General features: G+C 32.9%; 17 protein-coding genes and 1 pseudogene. All 18 read right to left on the bottom strand.

From position 1 onward, the window contains the following. Nucleotide 1: 1 nt before the first annotated feature. The 18 genes and pseudogenes from wbjC to BW942_RS04860 all read right to left on the bottom strand — a co-directional run bounded on the left by wbjC (nucleotide 2) and on the right by BW942_RS04860 (nucleotide 20,278). Nucleotides 2-1,102, bottom strand: a complete 1,101-nt coding sequence (gene wbjC / locus BW942_RS04765) for a UDP-2-acetamido-2,6-beta-L-arabino-hexul-4-ose reductase (protein WP_001024125.1) — start codon at nucleotides 1,100-1,102, stop codon at nucleotides 2-4. A 6-nt stretch (nucleotides 1,103-1,108) separates the two neighbouring features. Further along, entirely contained in the window at nucleotides 1,109-2,143 is a 1,035-nt protein-coding gene (locus BW942_RS04770; RefSeq protein ID WP_000475904.1) for a polysaccharide biosynthesis protein, read from the bottom strand. A 113-nt stretch (nucleotides 2,144-2,256) separates the two neighbouring features. Continuing rightward, nucleotides 2,257-2,352 (bottom strand): hypothetical protein, encoded by a 96-nt coding sequence (locus tag BW942_RS04775; protein WP_016689799.1) that lies wholly within the window; start codon nucleotides 2,350-2,352, stop codon nucleotides 2,257-2,259. Nucleotides 2,353-2,660: 308 nt separating this feature from the next. Continuing rightward, nucleotides 2,661-3,740 carry a glycosyltransferase family 4 protein gene (locus BW942_RS04780; protein ID WP_000525967.1) on the bottom strand — a complete coding sequence of 360 codons (1,080 nt, stop codon included), beginning with the start codon at nucleotides 3,738-3,740 and terminating at the stop codon, nucleotides 2,661-2,663. Nucleotides 3,741-3,895: 155 nt separating this feature from the next. After that, nucleotides 3,896-5,184 (bottom strand): annotated as a pseudogene (locus tag BW942_RS04785) (hypothetical protein). 204 nt (nucleotides 5,185-5,388) lie between these two features. Beyond that, on the bottom strand, nucleotides 5,389-7,401 hold the full coding sequence (locus BW942_RS04790; protein ID WP_000668361.1) for a DUF1420 domain-containing protein: 2,013 nt from the start codon (nucleotides 7,399-7,401) through the stop codon (nucleotides 5,389-5,391). Further along, entirely contained in the window at nucleotides 7,398-9,512 is a 2,115-nt protein-coding gene (locus BW942_RS04795; RefSeq protein ID WP_000549978.1) for a lipid II:glycine glycyltransferase FemX, read from the bottom strand. Before BW942_RS04795 ends, BW942_RS04790 begins: the two co-directional genes overlap by 4 nt. Continuing rightward, on the bottom strand, nucleotides 9,512-10,375 hold the full coding sequence (locus BW942_RS04800) for a polysaccharide deacetylase family protein (protein ID WP_000007538.1): 864 nt from the start codon (nucleotides 10,373-10,375) through the stop codon (nucleotides 9,512-9,514). The genes BW942_RS04795 and BW942_RS04800 overlap by 1 nt, the downstream gene beginning before the upstream one ends. A 10-nt stretch (nucleotides 10,376-10,385) precedes the next feature. Further along, entirely contained in the window at nucleotides 10,386-10,796 is a 411-nt protein-coding gene (locus BW942_RS04805) for a methyltransferase domain-containing protein (RefSeq protein WP_000218148.1), read from the bottom strand. A 427-nt stretch (nucleotides 10,797-11,223) separates the two neighbouring features. Continuing rightward, entirely contained in the window at nucleotides 11,224-12,120 is an 897-nt protein-coding gene (locus tag BW942_RS04820; protein ID WP_001068986.1) for a glycosyltransferase family 2 protein, read from the bottom strand. A gap of 7 nt (nucleotides 12,121-12,127) precedes the next feature. Continuing rightward, nucleotides 12,128-13,081, bottom strand: coding sequence for an NAD-dependent epimerase/dehydratase family protein (locus BW942_RS04825; protein WP_000601375.1), 954 nt, complete (start codon nucleotides 13,079-13,081; stop codon nucleotides 12,128-12,130). Further along, complete coding sequence (locus BW942_RS04830; protein ID WP_001045300.1) at nucleotides 13,081-13,533, bottom strand: dTDP-4-dehydrorhamnose 3,5-epimerase family protein; 453 nt, start codon at nucleotides 13,531-13,533, stop codon at nucleotides 13,081-13,083. The genes BW942_RS04825 and BW942_RS04830 overlap by 1 nt, the downstream gene beginning before the upstream one ends. Nucleotides 13,534-13,535: 2 nt before the next feature. After that, nucleotides 13,536-14,627, bottom strand: coding sequence for a CDP-glucose 4,6-dehydratase (gene rfbG, locus BW942_RS04835; protein ID WP_000487322.1), 1,092 nt, complete (start codon nucleotides 14,625-14,627; stop codon nucleotides 13,536-13,538). Nucleotides 14,628-14,629: 2 nt separating this feature from the next. Further along, nucleotides 14,630-15,397: a glucose-1-phosphate cytidylyltransferase gene (rfbF, locus tag BW942_RS04840; RefSeq protein ID WP_000859505.1), complete on the bottom strand. Its 768-nt coding sequence runs from the start codon at nucleotides 15,395-15,397 to the stop codon at nucleotides 14,630-14,632. Between the two features lie 10 nt (nucleotides 15,398-15,407). Next, on the bottom strand, nucleotides 15,408-17,300 hold the full coding sequence (locus BW942_RS04845; protein WP_000045934.1) for a TIGR04326 family surface carbohydrate biosynthesis protein: 1,893 nt from the start codon (nucleotides 17,298-17,300) through the stop codon (nucleotides 15,408-15,410). After that, nucleotides 17,293-18,291 carry a phosphoglycerate dehydrogenase gene (locus tag BW942_RS04850; protein ID WP_000675255.1) on the bottom strand — a complete coding sequence of 333 codons (999 nt, stop codon included), beginning with the start codon at nucleotides 18,289-18,291 and terminating at the stop codon, nucleotides 17,293-17,295. The genes BW942_RS04845 and BW942_RS04850 overlap by 8 nt, the downstream gene beginning before the upstream one ends. 43 nt (nucleotides 18,292-18,334) lie before the next feature. Beyond that, nucleotides 18,335-19,297, bottom strand: coding sequence for a class I SAM-dependent methyltransferase (locus BW942_RS04855; RefSeq protein ID WP_000661932.1), 963 nt, complete (start codon nucleotides 19,295-19,297; stop codon nucleotides 18,335-18,337). A gap of 207 nt (nucleotides 19,298-19,504) precedes the next feature. Then, on the bottom strand, nucleotides 19,505-20,278 hold the full coding sequence (locus tag BW942_RS04860) for an inositol monophosphatase family protein (protein WP_001022640.1): 774 nt from the start codon (nucleotides 20,276-20,278) through the stop codon (nucleotides 19,505-19,507). Nucleotides 20,279-20,290 lie beyond the last annotated feature (12 nt).

Here is a 20,290-nt window from a genome sequence, read left to right on the forward strand (position 1 = left end):
ATCAAATTTTACAGGAATATGTGTCAGGTTTAGATTTATCGAAAATTTCACTGGCCCAAAGCATTACGACCATTTTCTCCTGACCGACATTAGTAATATCATGGGTCCATCCGGGTATAGATTCTACAACCTGCGGAATATCCCCTTCCGTAAAAATTTCAAAATATTCGTTTGTTATAATATGTCTAAAACGAAATTTTGCTTTTCCGCTAATAACAAGAAATTTCTCAATTTTACTATGATGATAATGTTCCCCTCGTGTTACACCAGGGTGAGCCGTAAAAAAAGAGAACTGACCCGCGTCTTGAGTCTTAAGCATCTCTACAAATACACCTCTTGGATCCTTATACTGAGGAATGGGATATGAAAAGGAATTGGTATCTAAATAACTAGTAAATGTAGCGTATAAAGCTCGTATTAAACCAGTTCCTACATTAGGAATTACTAAATCTTTACGACTTTGTTTAAAAGATTGTAATATTCTATAGAGCTCGCCTAAAGTTATTTTATAAGTAGTAAGGTTCTGATCAAAGTTTTGAGAAAAATTATTTAAAATGTTAATAAACTTATCGACCACGTCATCAATATAAGCTAAAACTATAGTTGCATCCGGATCGTTAATTTTTACAGGTAAATCTCTGACGATATTATAACAAAACGTAGCAATTACAGAATTGTAATTAGGTAGACACCATTTTCCAAATACGTTTGGTAAACGAAAAATAAAAACAGGATTTCCATTTTCGGATTGTAAACGGTTGAGAATACTTTCAGCTTCTAATTTACTCTTTCCATATTCATTATCCAATGCCGCTTGAATCGAAGACGAAAAAAGAATAGGTGTTTTTTTATTTTTTTCCCTTAATAAACTGCAAATAGATTCGGTTAAATCCCTATTTACTTTTTTAAATTCCAGGTTTTCTTTAGGGCGATTTACTCCAGCCAAGTGAAAAATAAAATCTGCTTCAGAGATAAATTGTGATAATTCGCCTTTGGTAGATTCTTTGGTATAAAAAAATATTTTAAATTCTTTTCTCTCTTTTAGTTGAAAAGTTAGATTTTTTCCAATAAAACCATTTGCACCCGTTACTAAAATATTCATGATAATCTAATCAATTATTTCTGCTGGTTTTCCTTCGATCACATTCCTAATAAATTGTAGCTTTAACAACATCTCCTTCATTTCTTTTAAATTTAATCTTTTGGTATTGTGAGAATTATAATCTTCTAATGTAGAAATCTTTTTTTCTCCTTGATCAATAAACTTCTCATAATTTAAATCTCTTAGATCGGGTGGAACTCTATAGTAATCTTTCAAATCCTCAGCGTTGGCCATTTCTTCACGACTCAGAAGAGTCTCATAGAGCTTTTCACCATGACGAGTGCCTATAATCTCAACAGGGTGATGGGACTTATCTAATAATTCTAATAAAGCTTTCGACAAAACTTCAATCGTTGCCGCTGAAGCTTTTTGTACAAAAATGTCACCATTATTTCCATTTTGGAACGCAAACAATACAAGTTCTACCGCATCTTCTAAAGACATCATAAACCGAGTCATATTCGGATCGGTTATCGTAATCGGTTTCCCACTTTTAACTTGTTCTATAAAAAGAGGAATTACAGAACCCCTAGAAGCCATCACATTCCCGTAACGAGTTCCACAAACCATCATATCTGATTTTTCGATACTTCTAGACTTAGCTACCATAACTTTTTCCATCATAGCTTTTGATATACCCATTGCATTAATAGGATAAACCGCTTTGTCTGTGCTCAAACAAACTACTTTTTTGACGTTACATTGAATAGCCGCTTCAATTACATTTTCAGTTCCTAATACATTTGTTTTAACCGCTTCTAAAGGAAAAAATTCACAAGATGGAACTTGCTTAAGAGCGGCAGCATGAAATACATACTCAACTCCTCGAAAAGCATTTCGAACTGAATCTAAATCCCTAACATCTCCCACAAAAAATTTCAGTTTAGAATTATTGTGTTTCTTTCTTAAATCATCTTGTTTCTTTTCGTCTCTACTAAAAATTCTAATTTCTCTAATATCACTATTTAAAAATCGATCTAAGACTGCTTTTCCAAAAGAGCCTGTTCCGCCAGTTATTAAAAGAGATTTGTTCTTAAACATTCAATACAACTCCGCGATCTTTTATCTCTGTAATTTTTTATTTCTTGAATCAACCATCAACCTATCCCAAGATTTAAGAATAAAACCCATTTCTCTACTAAATTGTTGAGACTTTAATGACCGTTGGCAACAGCATCGCTATCTTCTAAAATATGAATTTGTTTTCCGTAAATCTTCGCAATCAGAGTCAACAAATCGAATTTAGACATAGATTCCGATGCTATATGATAAAAAGAATCTTTTACAACTCTTTGCTGTTTAATAATCCGGACACAATTGATAACAATATCAAGTTTTGTTTTGGTAAATAAACCAGATTGTCACTACTTACTACATTAAGATTTAAATGAATTTTTTTCCATTTTTAGTCAGAAAAATATCTTAGCTCAACACTGCTATTTGTACCTTGTATGAGAAATTTTTTGTCTTTCGAAAAAATTCTAAAAATGGAATTCCTCATCATTCTAGATATGCCCCAAACCAAAACTCTCATTGAATAATTCACTTTAAACATTTTCTAATATTTTTTATATGCTTTTACAATTTTATAAAAAAAGTCAAACGTAATATCTGCATTTCTCTTCCAAGAATATTGTTTAGCTTTTTTATAAGCTTTTAAAGATAAATTTTCTCTTAACTCTTTAGAGAATATTAATTTTTTCAACTGGGTCTTAATATCCTCCACCGACAAAGGATCGCAATAAAGTCCAGCATCATCCAACACTTCCGGCATAGGACCATATTTAGAAGAAAGTATTGGAAGGCCTGATGCCATTGCCTCAATTAAGATATTAGGTAAATTTTCACAGGTCGATGCAAATATGAATAAATCTGCATTTAGATAAAATTCTGAGATTTTTTTATAAGATACATTAGGATAAAGTGAAATAATTTTTTCAGAGGAATTTAAATGGTTTATTTTCTGGAAAAGTTTATTTACGGAAGCTTTTTCATTATGAGAACCAACCAAGCTTAGATGAATTGGAATCCCTGCACAATTTAAATCACTCACTGCCTCGAGTACATTCCATTGATGTTTATATGCACCAATAAATGAAACATAAAGCAATTCTATCGGTCGTTTTTTTTTGCCCAATAGAATATTTTGTTTTCTTGGATTATGAAAGAATTTTTTATTAATACCGTGTGGAATTATGATATTACTATTTTTTAGATTTAATTTTTTAGAAATTAAATCTTTTGCATATTTTGTTAGAAAAATAATACCATCGGATTTACGAAAAGAAGTTCCTTGAAAAAAATAAAGTAAGAGTAAGCGCAACGTATGAAACGATAATCCATATCTTTTCAACTCCCCCCATTCAAATGGAAGTAAATTTTGACTCATTGTTATAAAAGGTCTAAATTTACCTGAAAAAGACCCTCCCGGAATAAAAAGTAATTTACAGCCGCTATTTTGAGCTAACTTAGGCAATTTAAATTTTTGCCAGTACCACCGATAAATCCTGCTTTTAAAAAATTTTGAGTAATTTACTTTTTCAAGCCAAGATTTATCTTCTATTTGACATAGAGTTTCTTCTACAGACCACAATATAACTCTGTCAAATCCGTATTTTTCTGGTTTTGCGTTTCCCAAGAGCTCTTTTAGATGTGTAACTCCACCACCACTTTTTATATTTGAAGCATCAATTCCTAAAATCATTGCGAAAAGGTAAATAACGTTATAAAAATAAACTAATATTATTTAATATAAAAGATAATTATAAATTACTCAAATTACAATTATCCAATCTAATCATTTCTAGAAATAATTTTATTTCTAATTTTGATAATTATAGAATTAGAATAATACAATAAAATGCTTAAAATTATAGTGAACTCAAATATATATTTAATTAAAGTATTCGGAAGATCTCTAAAAAAGAAAAAAGGCAAAAAAGAACAAATCGCTATGTAAATACCAGACAAACTCTCATTTCTTTTTAGAAAATTTAAACTTAAAGATAATAAAAACATAAAAATCATAGAACCAATCAACCCAAAGTTTGCCATCAATTCTACATAGTTATGAGTTGTTCCTTGAAATACATTAATAGGTTTTCCCATCTCAGTTATAGCCTGGATATATTTAAATTTATCCGGAAATATTATAGAAGGAATCATTCCAATGATATTGCCTAATAAAGAAATCGGAAATTCAATAAAACTGAATTCATTTCTAATTAGGTGAGAAATTAAAGTCATTCCTACATATCCAGGTTCCATAAGAATTGCTTGTAATATTTTAAAAAAAGTAACAGAATTTTGAGCGCGTATATGTCCCCAAATCGCATTGAGAATTCCTAAAAAGCTTATAACGAAAATAGATGGTATAATTGGAAAACCTTTTGATACTTTATGTAAAACTAAAAGAATAGAAATTACTGATAACGTTAGATACCCACGATTTCCGGTTGAATACATTAAAAATCCAAATAGAAAGGAAACGATTAAGTATTGATTAAAAAAAATCTTAAACTTATCTTTCCGATTTCCGGAAATATTATAAAAATCAACCCGATTCGAAGCATAAATACAAAATAAAACTATCAAAGAAACATTTACGGATATAAACCAGCCCCTCTGTAATGGCCATTCAGAGACCGCAGAATATCCTCTAAACAAAACCGGAAGCATATATTTTAGAGATATAATACCAAATAATACTAATCCGTAAAAAAATAGGTGGATTGGCGTCTTAGAAAAATCGTATTTACTTTTTAAAAAATTCCATTTATGAGATTTTTTTTAAAAATGATTTCTCCTAATATAAATGAAAGGATTAAAAGCACGGAAGTAATTAAATACCAAACTTTTGCTTCGTAACTTACTCGCTCGTAGGATTCAACCACATCAATACTTAAAAATACATTTCCTCTATCTTGCATTTCATAGGAAATAAAAGGCAAATACCAATAATAAATAAATCCGAACATAAGTAGAAAATTATGATCTATGATTAATTTCCATTCTTTAATATTTGTCTTTAGAATGTATAACAAAAGAAGTGTTATTGCAAAAAAAACAAATCCGATAATCATTTAATATTCTCCAATTTCCAACTAACAAACAACTATAGTTTAGTTTTCTTATACTTTTTTTTAAAAAATTAAAGTTTAAGATTTATCGTGTTAGGCAAGATTTCTTAAGTTTTTAAATGTGCAAACATTGTTCTAATGTTTCAAACTGTTAAAAAATAAATCCATTTCCATTGTAAAAAGAAAAATGATCTATCGTTTACCGAGTCAAAGTATAAAATTCGCACATTGCGGTAATTTATCGGACTGAAACTCAACGAGTATTACTGTAAAAAAATCGTTTCTGTTAAACGGATTTCTAGCCACCTGGTTACTTTTAGTTTTGCCTATTGTATTTCCTATACACCCTGAAAAAGGAGTATTCTTAGACGTATCTCCGAACATTAGGATATGAGTCACATTTTCATCTTTGATTTGCTTTAAATAGGGACTAGCAACAGCAGAATTAAAATCCACAAAAGGAATCCAATCTAAGGACAAAGTCTTTCTTTCGGATAGTGCAATCGATCTATGCTGTGATAATAAAACGGCTTCCTTAGGTAAGGTTAAACCTACCCATTTCATTAAACTATAACCATTTGCATACTGGCTCATTACTTTTTCTCTTAGAGAAATAGAAAAAACCCCAGGAAACAACTGATAAATTCCAACAGAAATAATGACGAAAGTAGCACAAGCTTGTAATAGAATTCCTGTACTCACTGCCTCTTTCACAAATCTAATATTCCACTTTCCAAACGAATTCAAACCAATTAAAGAAATTAACATCCATACAAACGGTTCCAAAAAAAATCTGGAAGCTTTTTGACCCATTAAACTTCCTAATATAACAAAAAGAATTATCATTACACTTAATAAAAATGCTTTTTGAGTTACTATTGGTTTCACAAATATTATTAAAAATAAACCCAAGCCAATCACTGTAGTAATTACTCCGAATTGATTAGGAAAAATTAACGATAATGGAAAAATTAGTGCACTATCCTGATAATTACGCAACGACACCTCAAACTCATTTACACCCGGAAACGTATTTCCTGGTAAAGGATGAATGAGTACATCAATGAAAGTGCTATTATAATTTTTTATCTTCCAAAATATCGCAGGAAAGTTTATTAAAACAAAGAAAAAAAGGGAAATTAATAATCCGTAGAAAAATAATCTAATAGAACCTAAAGAGAAAATTGAGAATAAACCTATCAGAAAAGCTGACAAAAAAAAGGAAAACTTAGCCTGCGTAGCAGACATGATCAATATACAAATAAGACTAAATGCAAATAGTTTATTTTTATCAGTTTTTATTTTAGAGAAAATTTCTAAAAGTAAGGTTATTGCAAAAGAAGTCATTCCAATCTGAAGTAACTGAGGTTTCGGTGAACTGACCAAAAAAACCAAAACAGGAGATGAAAGAAATGCGATTATAATAATTTTTCTCCATACTCCGTCACTTTCAGAGAATTTTTCGGCAAAAGAATAAAACGATAATATTCCATAAATACTTAAAAGACCACAAAACTGAAGCAAAGAACCAAATTGCTCCGCTCCTATAGCAAGCCCAAGGGCATTTAAAACTTCTCCGCTTCCAGCCAATCTTCCATGAAACCAACCGGAGAATACTGGCATTTTTCCCTGATTTAAAATTTCAATGGCAACACCAATATGATAATCTAGCGAATCTGCATTCGTAATAGGACAAAGAGCAAGAAACCCATAACCAATCATTAATAATATTATAAATACGTTAAGCACATCATTTTTATTGATTAAATTAAATTTATTTTTAATAAAACCGATTAATTTGAATAGGGAAAAACTTTTTTTAATCTTTTTATCATTTCCAATTTTTTCAAAAAAAGAATGGTACTGAATACTCTTGAAGATATTGGAATAATAACTGATCGAAACTAAATTTTTGGTCCCATTTTTAACAAAGAAACAAATATTAGCACAACCTAGTACAGATAAAAAAATAGCCGCACTTTTCATCAAAAATCGAGGTGTAAGAGCAGACAAAGCTAAAGGATAAAGGATAACACTTAATAGTAACGCTCCAATTAATGGGGCCTGCCATCTTATCCAAGTATTTTTAACTTTTCCTAAACTACTTTCAAATAATTTTAAAATATAAAATCCTAAAAAATCACAGCCAAATATTAAAAAAATAGAATATAATACAGATAGTGGAGGATAAGCTACATTAGCATCTAATCCGAATTTCATAATTTCCAAAATTCTCCGGAAAGATCGTATTTATCTCCGTTCATACCCAATTTAAATTCAGCTATACCAGGAGTTTTCTCCTGATCAATTCCTCCTAAATCAAAACTAAGATAACCCATTTGTTTTAACTGAATAATTGAATTCCATAATAAAAAATGGTTTGCTCTTAGCTTACGACCTAATTCTCCATTCCATCCTATAAGATAGGTGGCAGAGGATCCATGAATAGCAATACATATCCCAGCAACCGCCTCATTTCGATAAACTGCTCTCAAAATTAAAAAAGTATCCTTTTCATTTTGATTATTTTTTATCTGCAATAACATGCTTTTCGAAATTCCAGAAAAATTTTTATTTGAAGTCAATTCGTCATATTTATCCAGCATCCAATAAAATAAAAAATCGTTTGAACCAATTTCTAAGGTTAACTCATTTTTTTCGGAATTGGTAAGCATATTTCGCCACTTCGAATCCAAATTTTGTCTTAGAAAATTTAAATCTTTTGTAAGATCAATAAATGCGGAAGTCCATGCAGAAGATTTACTCTCATAAAAACGCATTTTTTTCATTAAAACTAAAGACTTACCATCTAATACTAATTCCGGATTTAAAAGCAATATAGAACCTTTTAACAAATTTCCAAATTTTGATAATTCATGAAATACTAACTCTTTGATATTTGAGTCTACCTTATTTAAAAAAAGAGGCCCTCTATTTATACGATAAACTTTAAAAATTCCTAAAATAGACTTCTCTAATACTTGAACGATTGCAATTTTTTGGTTTTCGAATGTAAAAATACCACGACGAACCTTCCAATCTTCACAATTTTCTTTACTTTCTCCATACACCCACGATTGCAAAAGATTAGAATTTTCTATTTTTCTGAATAATTCGCCCCATTCACCACGTGTAACGGAATTCCATTCTACATTTAATTTCAAAAAGTCTTTTTTAATGTCTTGAGTAACTTTTTGATTTTTGATCATTGTACCAATTGATAAGTTTGAATGTATAGATAAGAACAATCTTGAATTTCTTAACTCGATCGCATTCAAATGATACTGCACTTTATCATATATCTCGGGAGGAAGATCAGGCCATGTTGACACTGGAAATCCATCTTTTAATAGAGTTTTAAACATTAGTTCCGTTTTATCAATCATCCCATCAAAAGAATATTCTGCTAAATAAGGTGTCCAATTTTCTGACTCTCTTCTATCCGTATAAAACTCATAACTATTTGATAAAACTTCATCCCAGACTTTTTGATTTCGAATCTTTCGTTTTGCTATATCATTCAATTGCAGAAGCAATCCATTTAGCATTTTTTTTGCAATTAAGGAAACGAATGGATACGATGCAGTATTTGAGGATACGTCTTTTGAAAAAGATACATTAAGATTTCTGCGATTTTTAAACCCCAACTTTTGAAGCAGACGTTTTAAAAGCCATTTTGCTCCGAGTAATTTTATATTACCGACTTCTTGATAATGGTTTTTCAAAACTTTATTGATTTGATCTTCATTTCTTACATCCCAAAAGATATTTGAAGGACCAGAATTTCTAACAATTAAAATTGCCCCATCGGAAATGGGTAAATGTTTATGAGGACTATATAATACGAAATCTCCTTTTTCACCAATCCCTTTTGTAGGTTTTAATACATGTGCAGCGTCTTCGACTAAAATTACATTTTTCTCTTTGCAAAATTCAAATGCGCGATTTGAATCACTTGGTTTTCCGAAATAATGAACTAATATGAAAACATCGATCGAATTACTTTTTAATAATTCTTTACAAGCTTTATAATCAGGTTCTCTGTTTCTTAAAATCGGATAAAATACGAACTTCACTCCCCAGGAACGCAATGGAAATAAAGAAGAATTACAAAAATAATCAGGTATCCAGAAAGTAATTTCCTTCTGATCAGAATGTATCTTTTTCCAAACGGCTATAACCAATAAAGACCAAGCAGACTTAGAAAACCATAAAGAAATATCTGAAGTAGAAGTTAGCCATATTTTTGAAATAGACTTCTGATCTATATTCTTAAAAGATAAAATAGAAAATAAATTCTTCCAACTTGGTAGAGGCGCAAATAAGTGCATTAAAACAATCCCCAAGACTCATAAGTTCTTAACTTATTCTTATAAAGGATATCCGCCCCACCCTCCAAAATTGACCCTACCAAATGATCTGAATCAGTAGGCGAAATCGATTCTCTACGAATTGCCCAATTAGAATTAGGAGAAATTTTATTATTTCCACGCAAGCCTGTGTGAATAAACTCATAATGCTTCCTTGCTACCGTCAAGGCATCCTTGCTAAAACTGTCCAAGTCGCCAAAAGTATATGCAAAATGTTTAATATTTATTTCTAGTTTATCTTCCAATTTCTTTTTGGAAATTAGTATTTCGTCTTGAAGTCTATCAATCGAATCAATTTGTGAAAGTTTGGCATGTGTTTTTGTATGACCTCCTATAGAATGTCCCTTTTGCAATAATACCTCCAAATCTTTCCAACGCATAGGCATCCAAAAATCTGGAACCTGTTTTATACTCAAACTTGGATAAATATTATCTGATATAAATTTTTTTATTTGGGTATCCTGAATATCTACAAAATCTGAAATGATAAAAAATAAAGCTTTTATTCCTAAAGGTTCTAAAATTTCTTCCGCGACGATTTTATTGGAAAGGTAACCATCGTCAAAAGTCAGCAAAAGATTTCGACCCACAATTTCTTTTTTTCCACGAATCATTTCCTCAAAAATCTCAGTAGAAACAAATCTCCAATCTTTAGAAATTTTTTCTAACTGCGTGCGAAAACGAGAATGGTGTTCTTGAGGAATATCATGATATAATAAAACCCTTAACTCAGACCCATCCTTAATTTTTAAAGTACGTCCAAAAATATTAAATATTCTTAAAGGAATATGAGAACCTGCTAAAATTTTATGAAAAAAAGACATTCAATTAAAACTATCTACAAATCGCCGCAAAATTTTTCTGGCGAGCTAAAAGTGTATTTAAACCATATATTTTAGAATAATAATAATCTAAGATTCCCAAAAAATTATTTTTTCTACCGCTAAAGGTTAACCTAAGATCAGGATGAAAAAAACATTCCGAATAACTTTCTACTACGTTTTTCCTACCATAGAAATCTACTAGGATTTCTTTTTGAGCAATGTTAGCTCTATTCAAAAAAAAGCTCTCTTCCACTTTTCCTTCACCGTGAAACTTCTTCCCGAGTAGGAAATAAATAATATGATTCATAGGAGTTTTATTTAAAGAATAATTAATGAACGTTCCTTCTGGTTTTAACACTCTAAAAGCTTCACTACACACCTTTTTAAAGTCCGGAATATGTTGAAACGTCTGAACAGTCAAAAATCTGGTCCTGAAACGGTAATGAAGTTACATCAGCGTGTACAAGATAAACATGTGTCCCAATAAAATCCCTAAAAACTTTTGCGCATGATTTAAATTTTCTCTCAGGAAACTACCACGATTACCTTCACATCCGGTCTTTCCATTGGAATATTTCTCCAATGCCAACCCCAATATCCAAAATAATGCCGTTAGGCTTTATTTTAAAAAAAATCTTTTTACTTCTCGATCCATCACTAGAATTGAATGATTTTTAGATATTACTTCAAGATAATTCGAATATTCCCTGGAAGCGACCTCGCTTCTCATTTTTAATTCAACTTCTTGTTCAAAAAAAGGAATTTCAGCCGAGTAAATTCCCGCCTTTAGATAAACTCAAAAAATCTAATATACTTTTTATTTTTTCCATGATAAAGAAACATACAATTTAAAATTTGTGATTTAATTTAAAGATAAATAAAGACAAAAAAGTAAAAGGGGCTTTAAACAAAAATTTAACAATTAAAAAAATAGAAGATACTACTCTTTTTTCTCGTAGATAAACGATTGCTTTGTCAAATGCCAGTTTTACCTGAAACTTCTTCCAAAGCTTATTTTTATTTTTTTCAAACTCTTGAATATGAAATACATGATATCTAACTAAATTTTCTAGATGATTTAAATGTCTTTCCAATGCAGCAGATTGATTAGAATTATGAATCGTATATTCGCCTAAAACCTCGGGAATAAACAAAAACCTAGCATTTTCTTTAGCTAATCGAAGCCAAAAATCATAATCCTCGACTGTAACAAATTCTTGATTTTCATTAAATAATAATTCTTTTTCTTTTAAGAATTTCTTTCTGACAGTAGTTGCTGACGTAGATAATCTGTTTCCATAAAACAGCATTTTACGATAAAAATCATCTTCAAAAGGTCCATAATTTAAAGTTATTTTTTTCTTTTGATTAAGATGAACCATATATTCGTCGTTACAAAGTACATCGATTTGATTTTCCAACTTTTGAATTTCGAAAACAACTCGTTCCAACTTATTCGGAAACCATAAGTCGTCTGAATCTAAAAAAGAAATCCAATCACCCTTGGCTTCTTTAATTCCTAGGTTTCTAGAAACAGAGATCACACCATTGTTTTTTATTTTTGTTAAACGAACTTTAGAATTCCCAAAAGATGAAACTACTTCATCCGTATTATCATTCGAATGATTATCGATTACGATAGCTTCCCAATTCAAATACGTTTGATTTATAACCGATGCTAAAGATAGCTTCAAAAAATCTGAGTGGTTGTAAGTAGGGATAACGACGGAAACAAGCGGATTCATAAAATATCTAACCTTTAAAGTGCAAATTACAAAAAGTTAATAGATCATCAATTTCAGACAAAAATGAATTCGAATAATGAAATCCAGTCGAAAGAAGTTTTGTTACGTTGTAATTAAAATCCATCGATATTTCATTTCTATCCGGCTCAACCCTTTCCAGTTCAGGTAAAAATCCAAGAGTTTGCTTGCAACGTTCTCTTACTAAATTTGCCATCTCCCAAACGCTCAAAGACATACAACCACCAACATTGTATGTATCATTTTTATAATTCGATTTTATTCTCAAAAGATGTTCAACCGCTTTACATACATCCCGAATAGTAATAAAATCTCTTCGTTGCATTCCAGATGTCTTGAGGATCATTTTTCGTGTTGTAACTGCCTGTTTACAAAGATCGTTTACAAGGAGCATCCAGCAATTGACCTTCGAATTTACCGGAGCACCAAAAGCATTTGATAATCGAAGATTAACGCCGAAAATCTTTCCTAAAACTGCGCGATCACTAACTTCCCTCTCTCCTGCTAAATTACTCTGAGCGTAAGGATGTTCGTTTGTAAGAGGAGAAGCCTCGGAAACATTTCCTACCAAAGGATTTCCATATACATGAGCTGTTGAAAAATAGATGAACTTAAAGGAATGATTCTTAATGGCCGCATCCATCAGACGTCCGGTAACATGCCCGTTAAATTCAAAAGCTTTTTGTGGATCTTTTGTCGCATCTTGCGCGTTCATTCCAGCACAATGAATGACGTATTCCACATTTTCACAGGCTGCCTCCATAGAAGCCTGAGAATTCCAATCAATTAAAATTACTTTTCCAAATCGAATATAATCCGGCAGCTCAAAGTTTTTAGTAGTCCCTAAAATTAATTCGTATTCGTTTAATTGCCCGAAATATTGCGCAATTCTTCCACCTAAAAACCCGAAAGAGCCAGTGATTAATATCCTCTTAAGAATCACTAGCCCCAAGTAAATGGAATGAATGAACCATGTTCTGGCAAACGCTCAGCTTCGGATGGATCATGAGGTATGTCGGTAAAATTTGCAATGAGCGCTTTTTCCTTAGAAATACAGGTAAAACCGTACCAAATTTGAGGAGGGATTTTAACTCTTTGATAATTTTCTGGCCTTCCTAAAATGATTTCCTGAATTTTTCCCTTTGTTTTTGAATTTTCTCTAGGATCAAAAAGTATCAATTTGATCCTACCAGAGGGAACCGTAAAATTTTGCGTTTGTTTTTTATGAAACTTCCAGGCCTTTACAGCACGAGGATTAATCTCCGAAAAATAACATTCTCCGAATCCATTGTATTCGGGATCATCGATACGAATCATATGTAGTACGGATCCTCTTGGATCGAATATTTCTTTCAACGAAGTAATTACTACGCCTTCTAAAAGAACTTTGTTCATTGTTATTGAGTCCAAATGTAATTCTTTTTTGAAGCTAGTTCACAATAAATACGAATTTGAGAAAGAGTGAAATCATAAACGTTTTCTTTTTTTTCAATCCAATTTCTATACCAATTAACCGTAAAGTCAACCGTCTCGGAAAAACCTAAAACGGGCTTCCATTTTAAATGATATAAAGCTTTGTCACAAGAAAGTTTGAGAAGATTGGCTTCCCTACCTCCACCTTCATATCCTTTTGGAATTTCCCATTGAACCCCAGGCCATCTTTCAGCTATTGCATTTAATAATTCCAAAACAGTTTGATTAACACTTGCATCTGGACCGAAGTTAAATGCCTCTCCGACCAATCCTTCTTGACCAATGTATAATTTTTCACCTAATAATAAATAGCCGCTCAAAGGTTCTAATACATGCTGCCAAGGACGAGTCGCTAAAGGACTGCGAATCGTAACAGATTCGTTACCACCCCAAGCCCGAATACAATCCGGAACAATTCTATCTGCAGCCCAATCTCCGCCACCGATCACGTTACCAGCTCTTGTAATTGCAATTTTTGTTTTTGTATCTTTTAGAAAAGAATAATAATAGGATTGTGCAATTAAATCCGCACAACTTTTAGAACTGCTGTAAGGATCGTGACCACCTAAAACATCTGTCTCACGATAACCCCAACACCACTCGTCATTTCTGTATGCTTTATCACTAGTAATCAAAATCGTGGCTTCTACAAACGATTTAGTACGGATAACATCCAGTAAATTGATCATCCCCATAATGTTGATTTCAAAAGTAGCAACCGGATCTTGGTAAGATTTTCTTACTAATGCTTGTGCAGCCATATGAAAAATAACTTGAGGTTTAAATTCATCTATTGCTTGAGAAAGCGAAGCTCGATCCCGAATGTCTCCTCGATAATCTTTAATCTTCTTATCTAAATTGAGCAATTCAAAATGGTTCGGCGACGTTGGAAGTCCAAGTGAAAATCCTGCTACTTCCGCACCTAAAGACTGTAACCAAATAACTAACCAAGACCCTTTGAAACCGGTATGTCCAGTGACCAGAACCTTTTTATTTTTATAGATATTTTGAAACATACTTAATTAAATTTCCAAGGCGCTTTATTTTGGTTCCAGAGTTCTTCCAAAGTATGTTTATCTCGAAGAGTATCCATACACTGCCAATACCCGGCGTGATGAAACGCCATCAATTGACCAGCCTTTGCAAGAGTTTCTAAAGGAGACCGTTCTAACATCGTAGATTCGTCTTGGATGTAATTTAGAACTTCCGGTTCAAAAACAAAAAAGCCTCCATTAATCCAACCTTCTTCAGCTTGCGGTTTTTCTTGGAACTGAATAACTTGATCTCCAGAAATAGATAACTCTCCAAATCGAACCGGAGGACGAACCGCAGTTACAGTCGCCAGTTTTCCGTGAGATTTGTGAAAACTTACGAGTTTCTTTATATCAACATTCGCAACACCATCTCCATAGGTGACCATGAAAGTTTCTTTTGAAAGCTGGTCTTTGAGTCGTAACAACCTTCCCCCCGTCATAGTTAAAGCGCCAGTATCCACTAAATCAACTTCCCAATCTTCCGCTGTCGGATTAGAATATTCTATAATACCGGATTTTAGACTTACAGTGAGGTCGCTCATTCTCGCGTGGTAGTTTAAAAAGTAATCTTTGATCACTTCTCCTTTATAACCCAAAGCTAAAAGAAACTTTCCGAATCCATGATATTCATAAATTTTCATAATATGCCATAGTATTGGCTTCCCGGCAATTTCCACCATCGGCTTCGGTTTCACCGTAGTCTCCTCGCTCAAACGAGTTCCTAGTCCTCCACAGAGTATTACAGTTTTCATTTTTCCGACCTTACTCGATTCTTAAAAGTTTTTTCCATTTGGTTAAATTTGGATCTAAACAAAAAAAAGCCTTTCTTTCTTTTACCGAAATACTAAAGTCTTTTTGTAAAGCTCCCGACAGTTCCTGAGGGGTTGAAACAAAAGTTACATGGTCCATTCCCAACAGTGGACTCATATTTAACGAACTACCGTCTAACACTGAAATTACGGGAATTCCAAAACAATAAGCATCAACCGCCGCTGAAGTAATGTTACTCGTATAGACTATATCCGCATCTTGTAGTAAATTTACGATCGGCTCTTGAAAGACCTTAAATTGGAGAAAGGGAAACTCTTTTTCATAAACTGGACAGGCAGGATGCGGTTTTAAAATAAACTCGAATTTAAGATTCAAAAGCGGTAACGCATCCATCAACATCCGCAATTGTAGTTGTGTCACTTTGGGTAAGTAATCCGTAAGAATCAGAACTTTTACGTTTGATATATTTTCGTTCTTATCTTTCTTTATATTCGTAGCATCTTTTTCAATTTCTAAATAACGTAAAGCTTCCACTTCCGCAATTTTATCTTGAGGGTATCTTCCTTCTTTGTATGCATTTAAAGATACATTCCCATTTAATGCAACTTTATCAGGTAAAGGCATCGAGTTCTTACAATTTGAATCGTAGTTTCTATAATCGGAAAAATATCTTAGATCCCAAAATCGCACAGTCGCGTGAGGTACACCAATCAAAGGCCCAATATTCTTGGACTTCCAGATATAAATCAGCGCACTTTCCCAAGCCTGATTTTCTTGGAGATAGATTCCTTTTTTAGGGCCGGAAATATTTTCTAAATTTTTTTCAATAAGGTTGAATAAAAATAAATTTTGAACTGATATTGATCCGCTCAAAGAATCTAAAAAATCACTTCTAAGAACCGGCCAAAGGTCAAAGGATAAAATCTTAGTTCTACAAAAAAATCTAAAATTTCGAATCAGGAATCGAATACAGTTGATCCTTAAATAATCCCAAAAGGTCTTTAGTAACACAACAAAATCAATATATCCTTCCAAAAAACTGTGAATTTCAGTTTCATTTTGATTAAAACCCTTTAATAAAGAAACGCCTTCTTGTGAATTTGGAATTAGACTATGGCGAACAAATATGTGCGACCAAAACGTTTTAACCTTCGCGTTCCGCAAAACGTCGACTAAATTCGTCCAATAATTCGATCTAAATAACTTGGGATTTTTCGAATCCAACCGTAAATGAAAGAAATAATCAAAAATAACGAAATCCGAATCTTGCATTTTTTCTTTAGGAACTTTCTGTTTTCGTAAACCCCATACCAAATTAATATAACGTAAAAAAGTAATACTTGCTTTCAAAAAATAAGGCAAACTATTGTATCCTCGCCATAGAATTCCTTCTCCATTATTGGCCTTCGAGTCTTTCTCGGAAAAGCAAAAGAATTGAATTCCATTCTCCTTGCAGAATTTACGAACCACTTTCTGTATATTCGAATCAGAAGAATTCAGAAAAATTTCAGAAATCTTTTTGTGATCTATAATTTCCTCTAAAGCTAATAATTTGATCACACTGACCATAAAAGCGGATTTGCCATAATTGCTTTCCACAATCAATGTCATCCACCAAAAGCTAAAATTCGGTCGAATCTCCAACCAATCTACAATTCTTTTATTCTTAATCTGGATCTTTGCAAATTCATATAGTAGAGAATTATACTTATCTCTTAAACGAAATCGATTCTGATCAATATATTTTGGAATTGAAAATTGATTGATCGAAACATTTTCAGAGTATTCTTTCCAAAGATAAACACTGCCCGAAAATTCGGGGATACGATGCCCAATTTGATCCCAAATTAAAATGGATTTTTGATTTAAGTTGGATTTAGACAATCTGATTTTGATATTCCTCTTCAGGAACTGGATTAAGCAAAGACTCCCCCCGAAAAAAACGGGTGACTTCTTCGGCGGCACCTTTTTCCATCAGAAGTCTACAGTCGTAAGAACAAGATCCCATATGTTCAGTAAGAATAATATTATCTAATTCTGTTAGATTTCCTTTATATGGCTCCTGTTCGAAAACGTCAATCGCCGCGCCCCCGATCCGATTGGATCTTAAAACGTCATATAAATCGTTCTCATTTACGATACCACCTCTCGCGGTGTTGATCAGAAAGGAGTCCTTAGGAAAAAGATCGAATTCTTTTTTTCCGATTAAGTTTTTGGTTTTGTGGGACAGAGGGATATGTAAAGAAACAATATCCGAAGAGGAATAAATCTCCTCCTTTTCCGTGAATCGATAGGGAACATTTTTAAAATCCAGGATTTCGGAAACTTCCTTTTTTTTATCCTTAAGATCGTTGATTAAAATCATCTTAGGTCTAAACTCCGACAAAATTCGAATCACGTTCAAACCGACTCTTCCGACACCGACAATACCGATCGTGGATTCACCCAGTCGTTTTCCAGTAAATCTGGACCAACCCCCTGTTTTCAATTCTTGATGAGCGAGAAATACTTTTCGCGTGGAAGAAATCATAAGACCAATCGTCAATTCCGCCACGGCCATGGTCACCGCATCTGGCGTGTACGCCACTGCGATACCTCTTTCTTTGCAAAGATTTAAAGGAACCGAATCTAAACCGATCCCGACTCTCGAAATGATTTTTAAATTCCGATTTTTATGAATGAGAGGAGTCAAATCTTCGGTACCTGCAATAATTCCATCGACCTCTTTTGCAAATTCTGAAACCTCTAAGGGGGTAAGCTTGCGTTTTAAAGGATTGGTAACAATCTCCCAACCTGATTGATTCAAGATTTCCATTGGTTCGGAGTTATAATATCCAAAAGGATACGTGGATATAAATATTTTGTAAAATTTCATAATATTTTATTATTCTAATATTTTGATAATTCGATCGATAAGCTCATTTTTTTGCGAAAACCCAAATATGCGAGCTTAGTTTGTGCTTTTTTAGGAAAGATTGAAATTCAGAAATTGCATCGGCCCCGCGATTCCTCAATACTCGGATAAACTCAGTTTCATAACCACTATTCAACACGATGTCCACGTCCAACTCGCCCGGAGTAAAAATTTCTACTTTAGAAAATCCTGCATTCTTAAATGCAATTTCAAACCCATGAATACTCATAAAATTTAGATGATGCGGAGGAAAAATACCATTTGACCGTTCCTGGAGAGTAAGAACGTCAAAACCTTCGTAACCAAGTCCGGTCAAAAGACAGTAGCCATTGGGTTTTACTAAATTAAAAATTGAAGTTATAAATTTCGGAACGGAAAAAACGTGCTCAATTACTTCCGAGGAAATAACTAGGTCAAATCTAGCGGACCATTTCGAGGAATCTTCCGCAGTCGCATTTAACGTTTCAATACCTTTCTTCGTAGAAATTTCCGCCATTTCAGGAGAGGGTTCGATTCCGAAAATCTCGGATTTCACAAAAAAACGACGAAGTTCCTCCAAAAATATACCGTATCCCGAACCGACATCGCAAATTTTTGCAGGCTCGAAATTTTCTTTTTTAAAATATTCGAATATTCTTTCAGCTTTTGGTTTAAATAACTTTTCTCTCCTGGACTCGGCCACGGTAGGAAAAAATACATCCGACCAAAATCGGGAAGACTCGGCCGTTTTGTAAAAGTCCTCCAAAATCTCCTCGGAGGGTCTGGGATTACAGAACAAACTTCTGCATCCCTCGCATAAAACGTAAGTATAGTCGTTTTTTTGAATATGTTTTCGATATTGATCAGACCCGCAAGCCGGACAAGAAATGGTTAAGAATTTGGTTTTATTCAGTTTTTTCGAATCCGACTCGACAAGATTCAAATACCGAGTAAGTAGTTCCTTAGGACGTATTTCGTTTTCTTTCATTTAAGCTAGGTTTTCAGAATTTACTTTTCAATCTGATACAAAGCAAATTAACATTTATTTATATTTTTTGCTTTTAAGTATCTAGCTTGAAAAACATTTTATTTACGTTATTCACTATTCGGCCATTTTTCAAAGAGACATTTAGGATATTATTGAATAAAACAACTCTAATATATACTAACCATTAAAGTTCTTTTACATTTTCGTTTAGGTCTCCAAAATAGAACTATTGGAAGCAAGAACGTTATAGGTATACTTTCCAGCATTTGTTTTTGATTTTTTCACCTTTCCACCAGCTCCTAAGACAACTGGAATCCCTCCACCCACATCCCAAATCTGAATATTGGTTTCCTTATAAATTTCCGCAGCTCCGGATGCAACCATACAGAGAGATAAAGAAGCAGAACCGAGCAATCGTACTTTTTTGTATTTCTGAAACTCGGAAACGAAAGAGTTTAAAGTTTTTGTTGAAAAGTTATTTTTAACGGGTATACCAGTACACAAAACCGAATCGAATTCTGCACGCACTTGGCTGACTCTAATTTTTCTCCGATTCTTCCAAGAAGCGTCACCGACAATTCCAGAATACAAGTCACCTCTAAAAATATCGTAAACAACACCTAAAATAGGAACTTCTGCATCCCAAAGCCCAATCGAAACTCCACACATTGGAATTCCTTTTGTATAATTCAAACTTCCATCTAGGGGATCTACAATCCATCGTAGCCCGGAATCCGTTTGAGAGGAAGATGCATTTTTAATTTCTCCTGACTCTTCGCTTAGAATTGGAAACTGAGAATTTTTAGAAAGATATTGAATGATTTTACGTTCCGCTTTTAAATCCGCTTCAATCTTTACGTCATGAATTTCAGAAGCATGAATACGCAACGAAGAGGGATTTCTTTTTTGCAATGTTTGCCCCACTTCGGAAGCAATTTTTTGTGCGAACCGTAAAAACTGTATCTTCGATTTTATATTCATGAATGAAAAAAA

Origin of the sequence: Leptospira interrogans (assembly GCF_900156205.1) — a bacterium.
GTDB classification, from domain to species: Bacteria; Spirochaetota; Leptospiria; order Leptospirales; family Leptospiraceae; genus Leptospira; species Leptospira interrogans.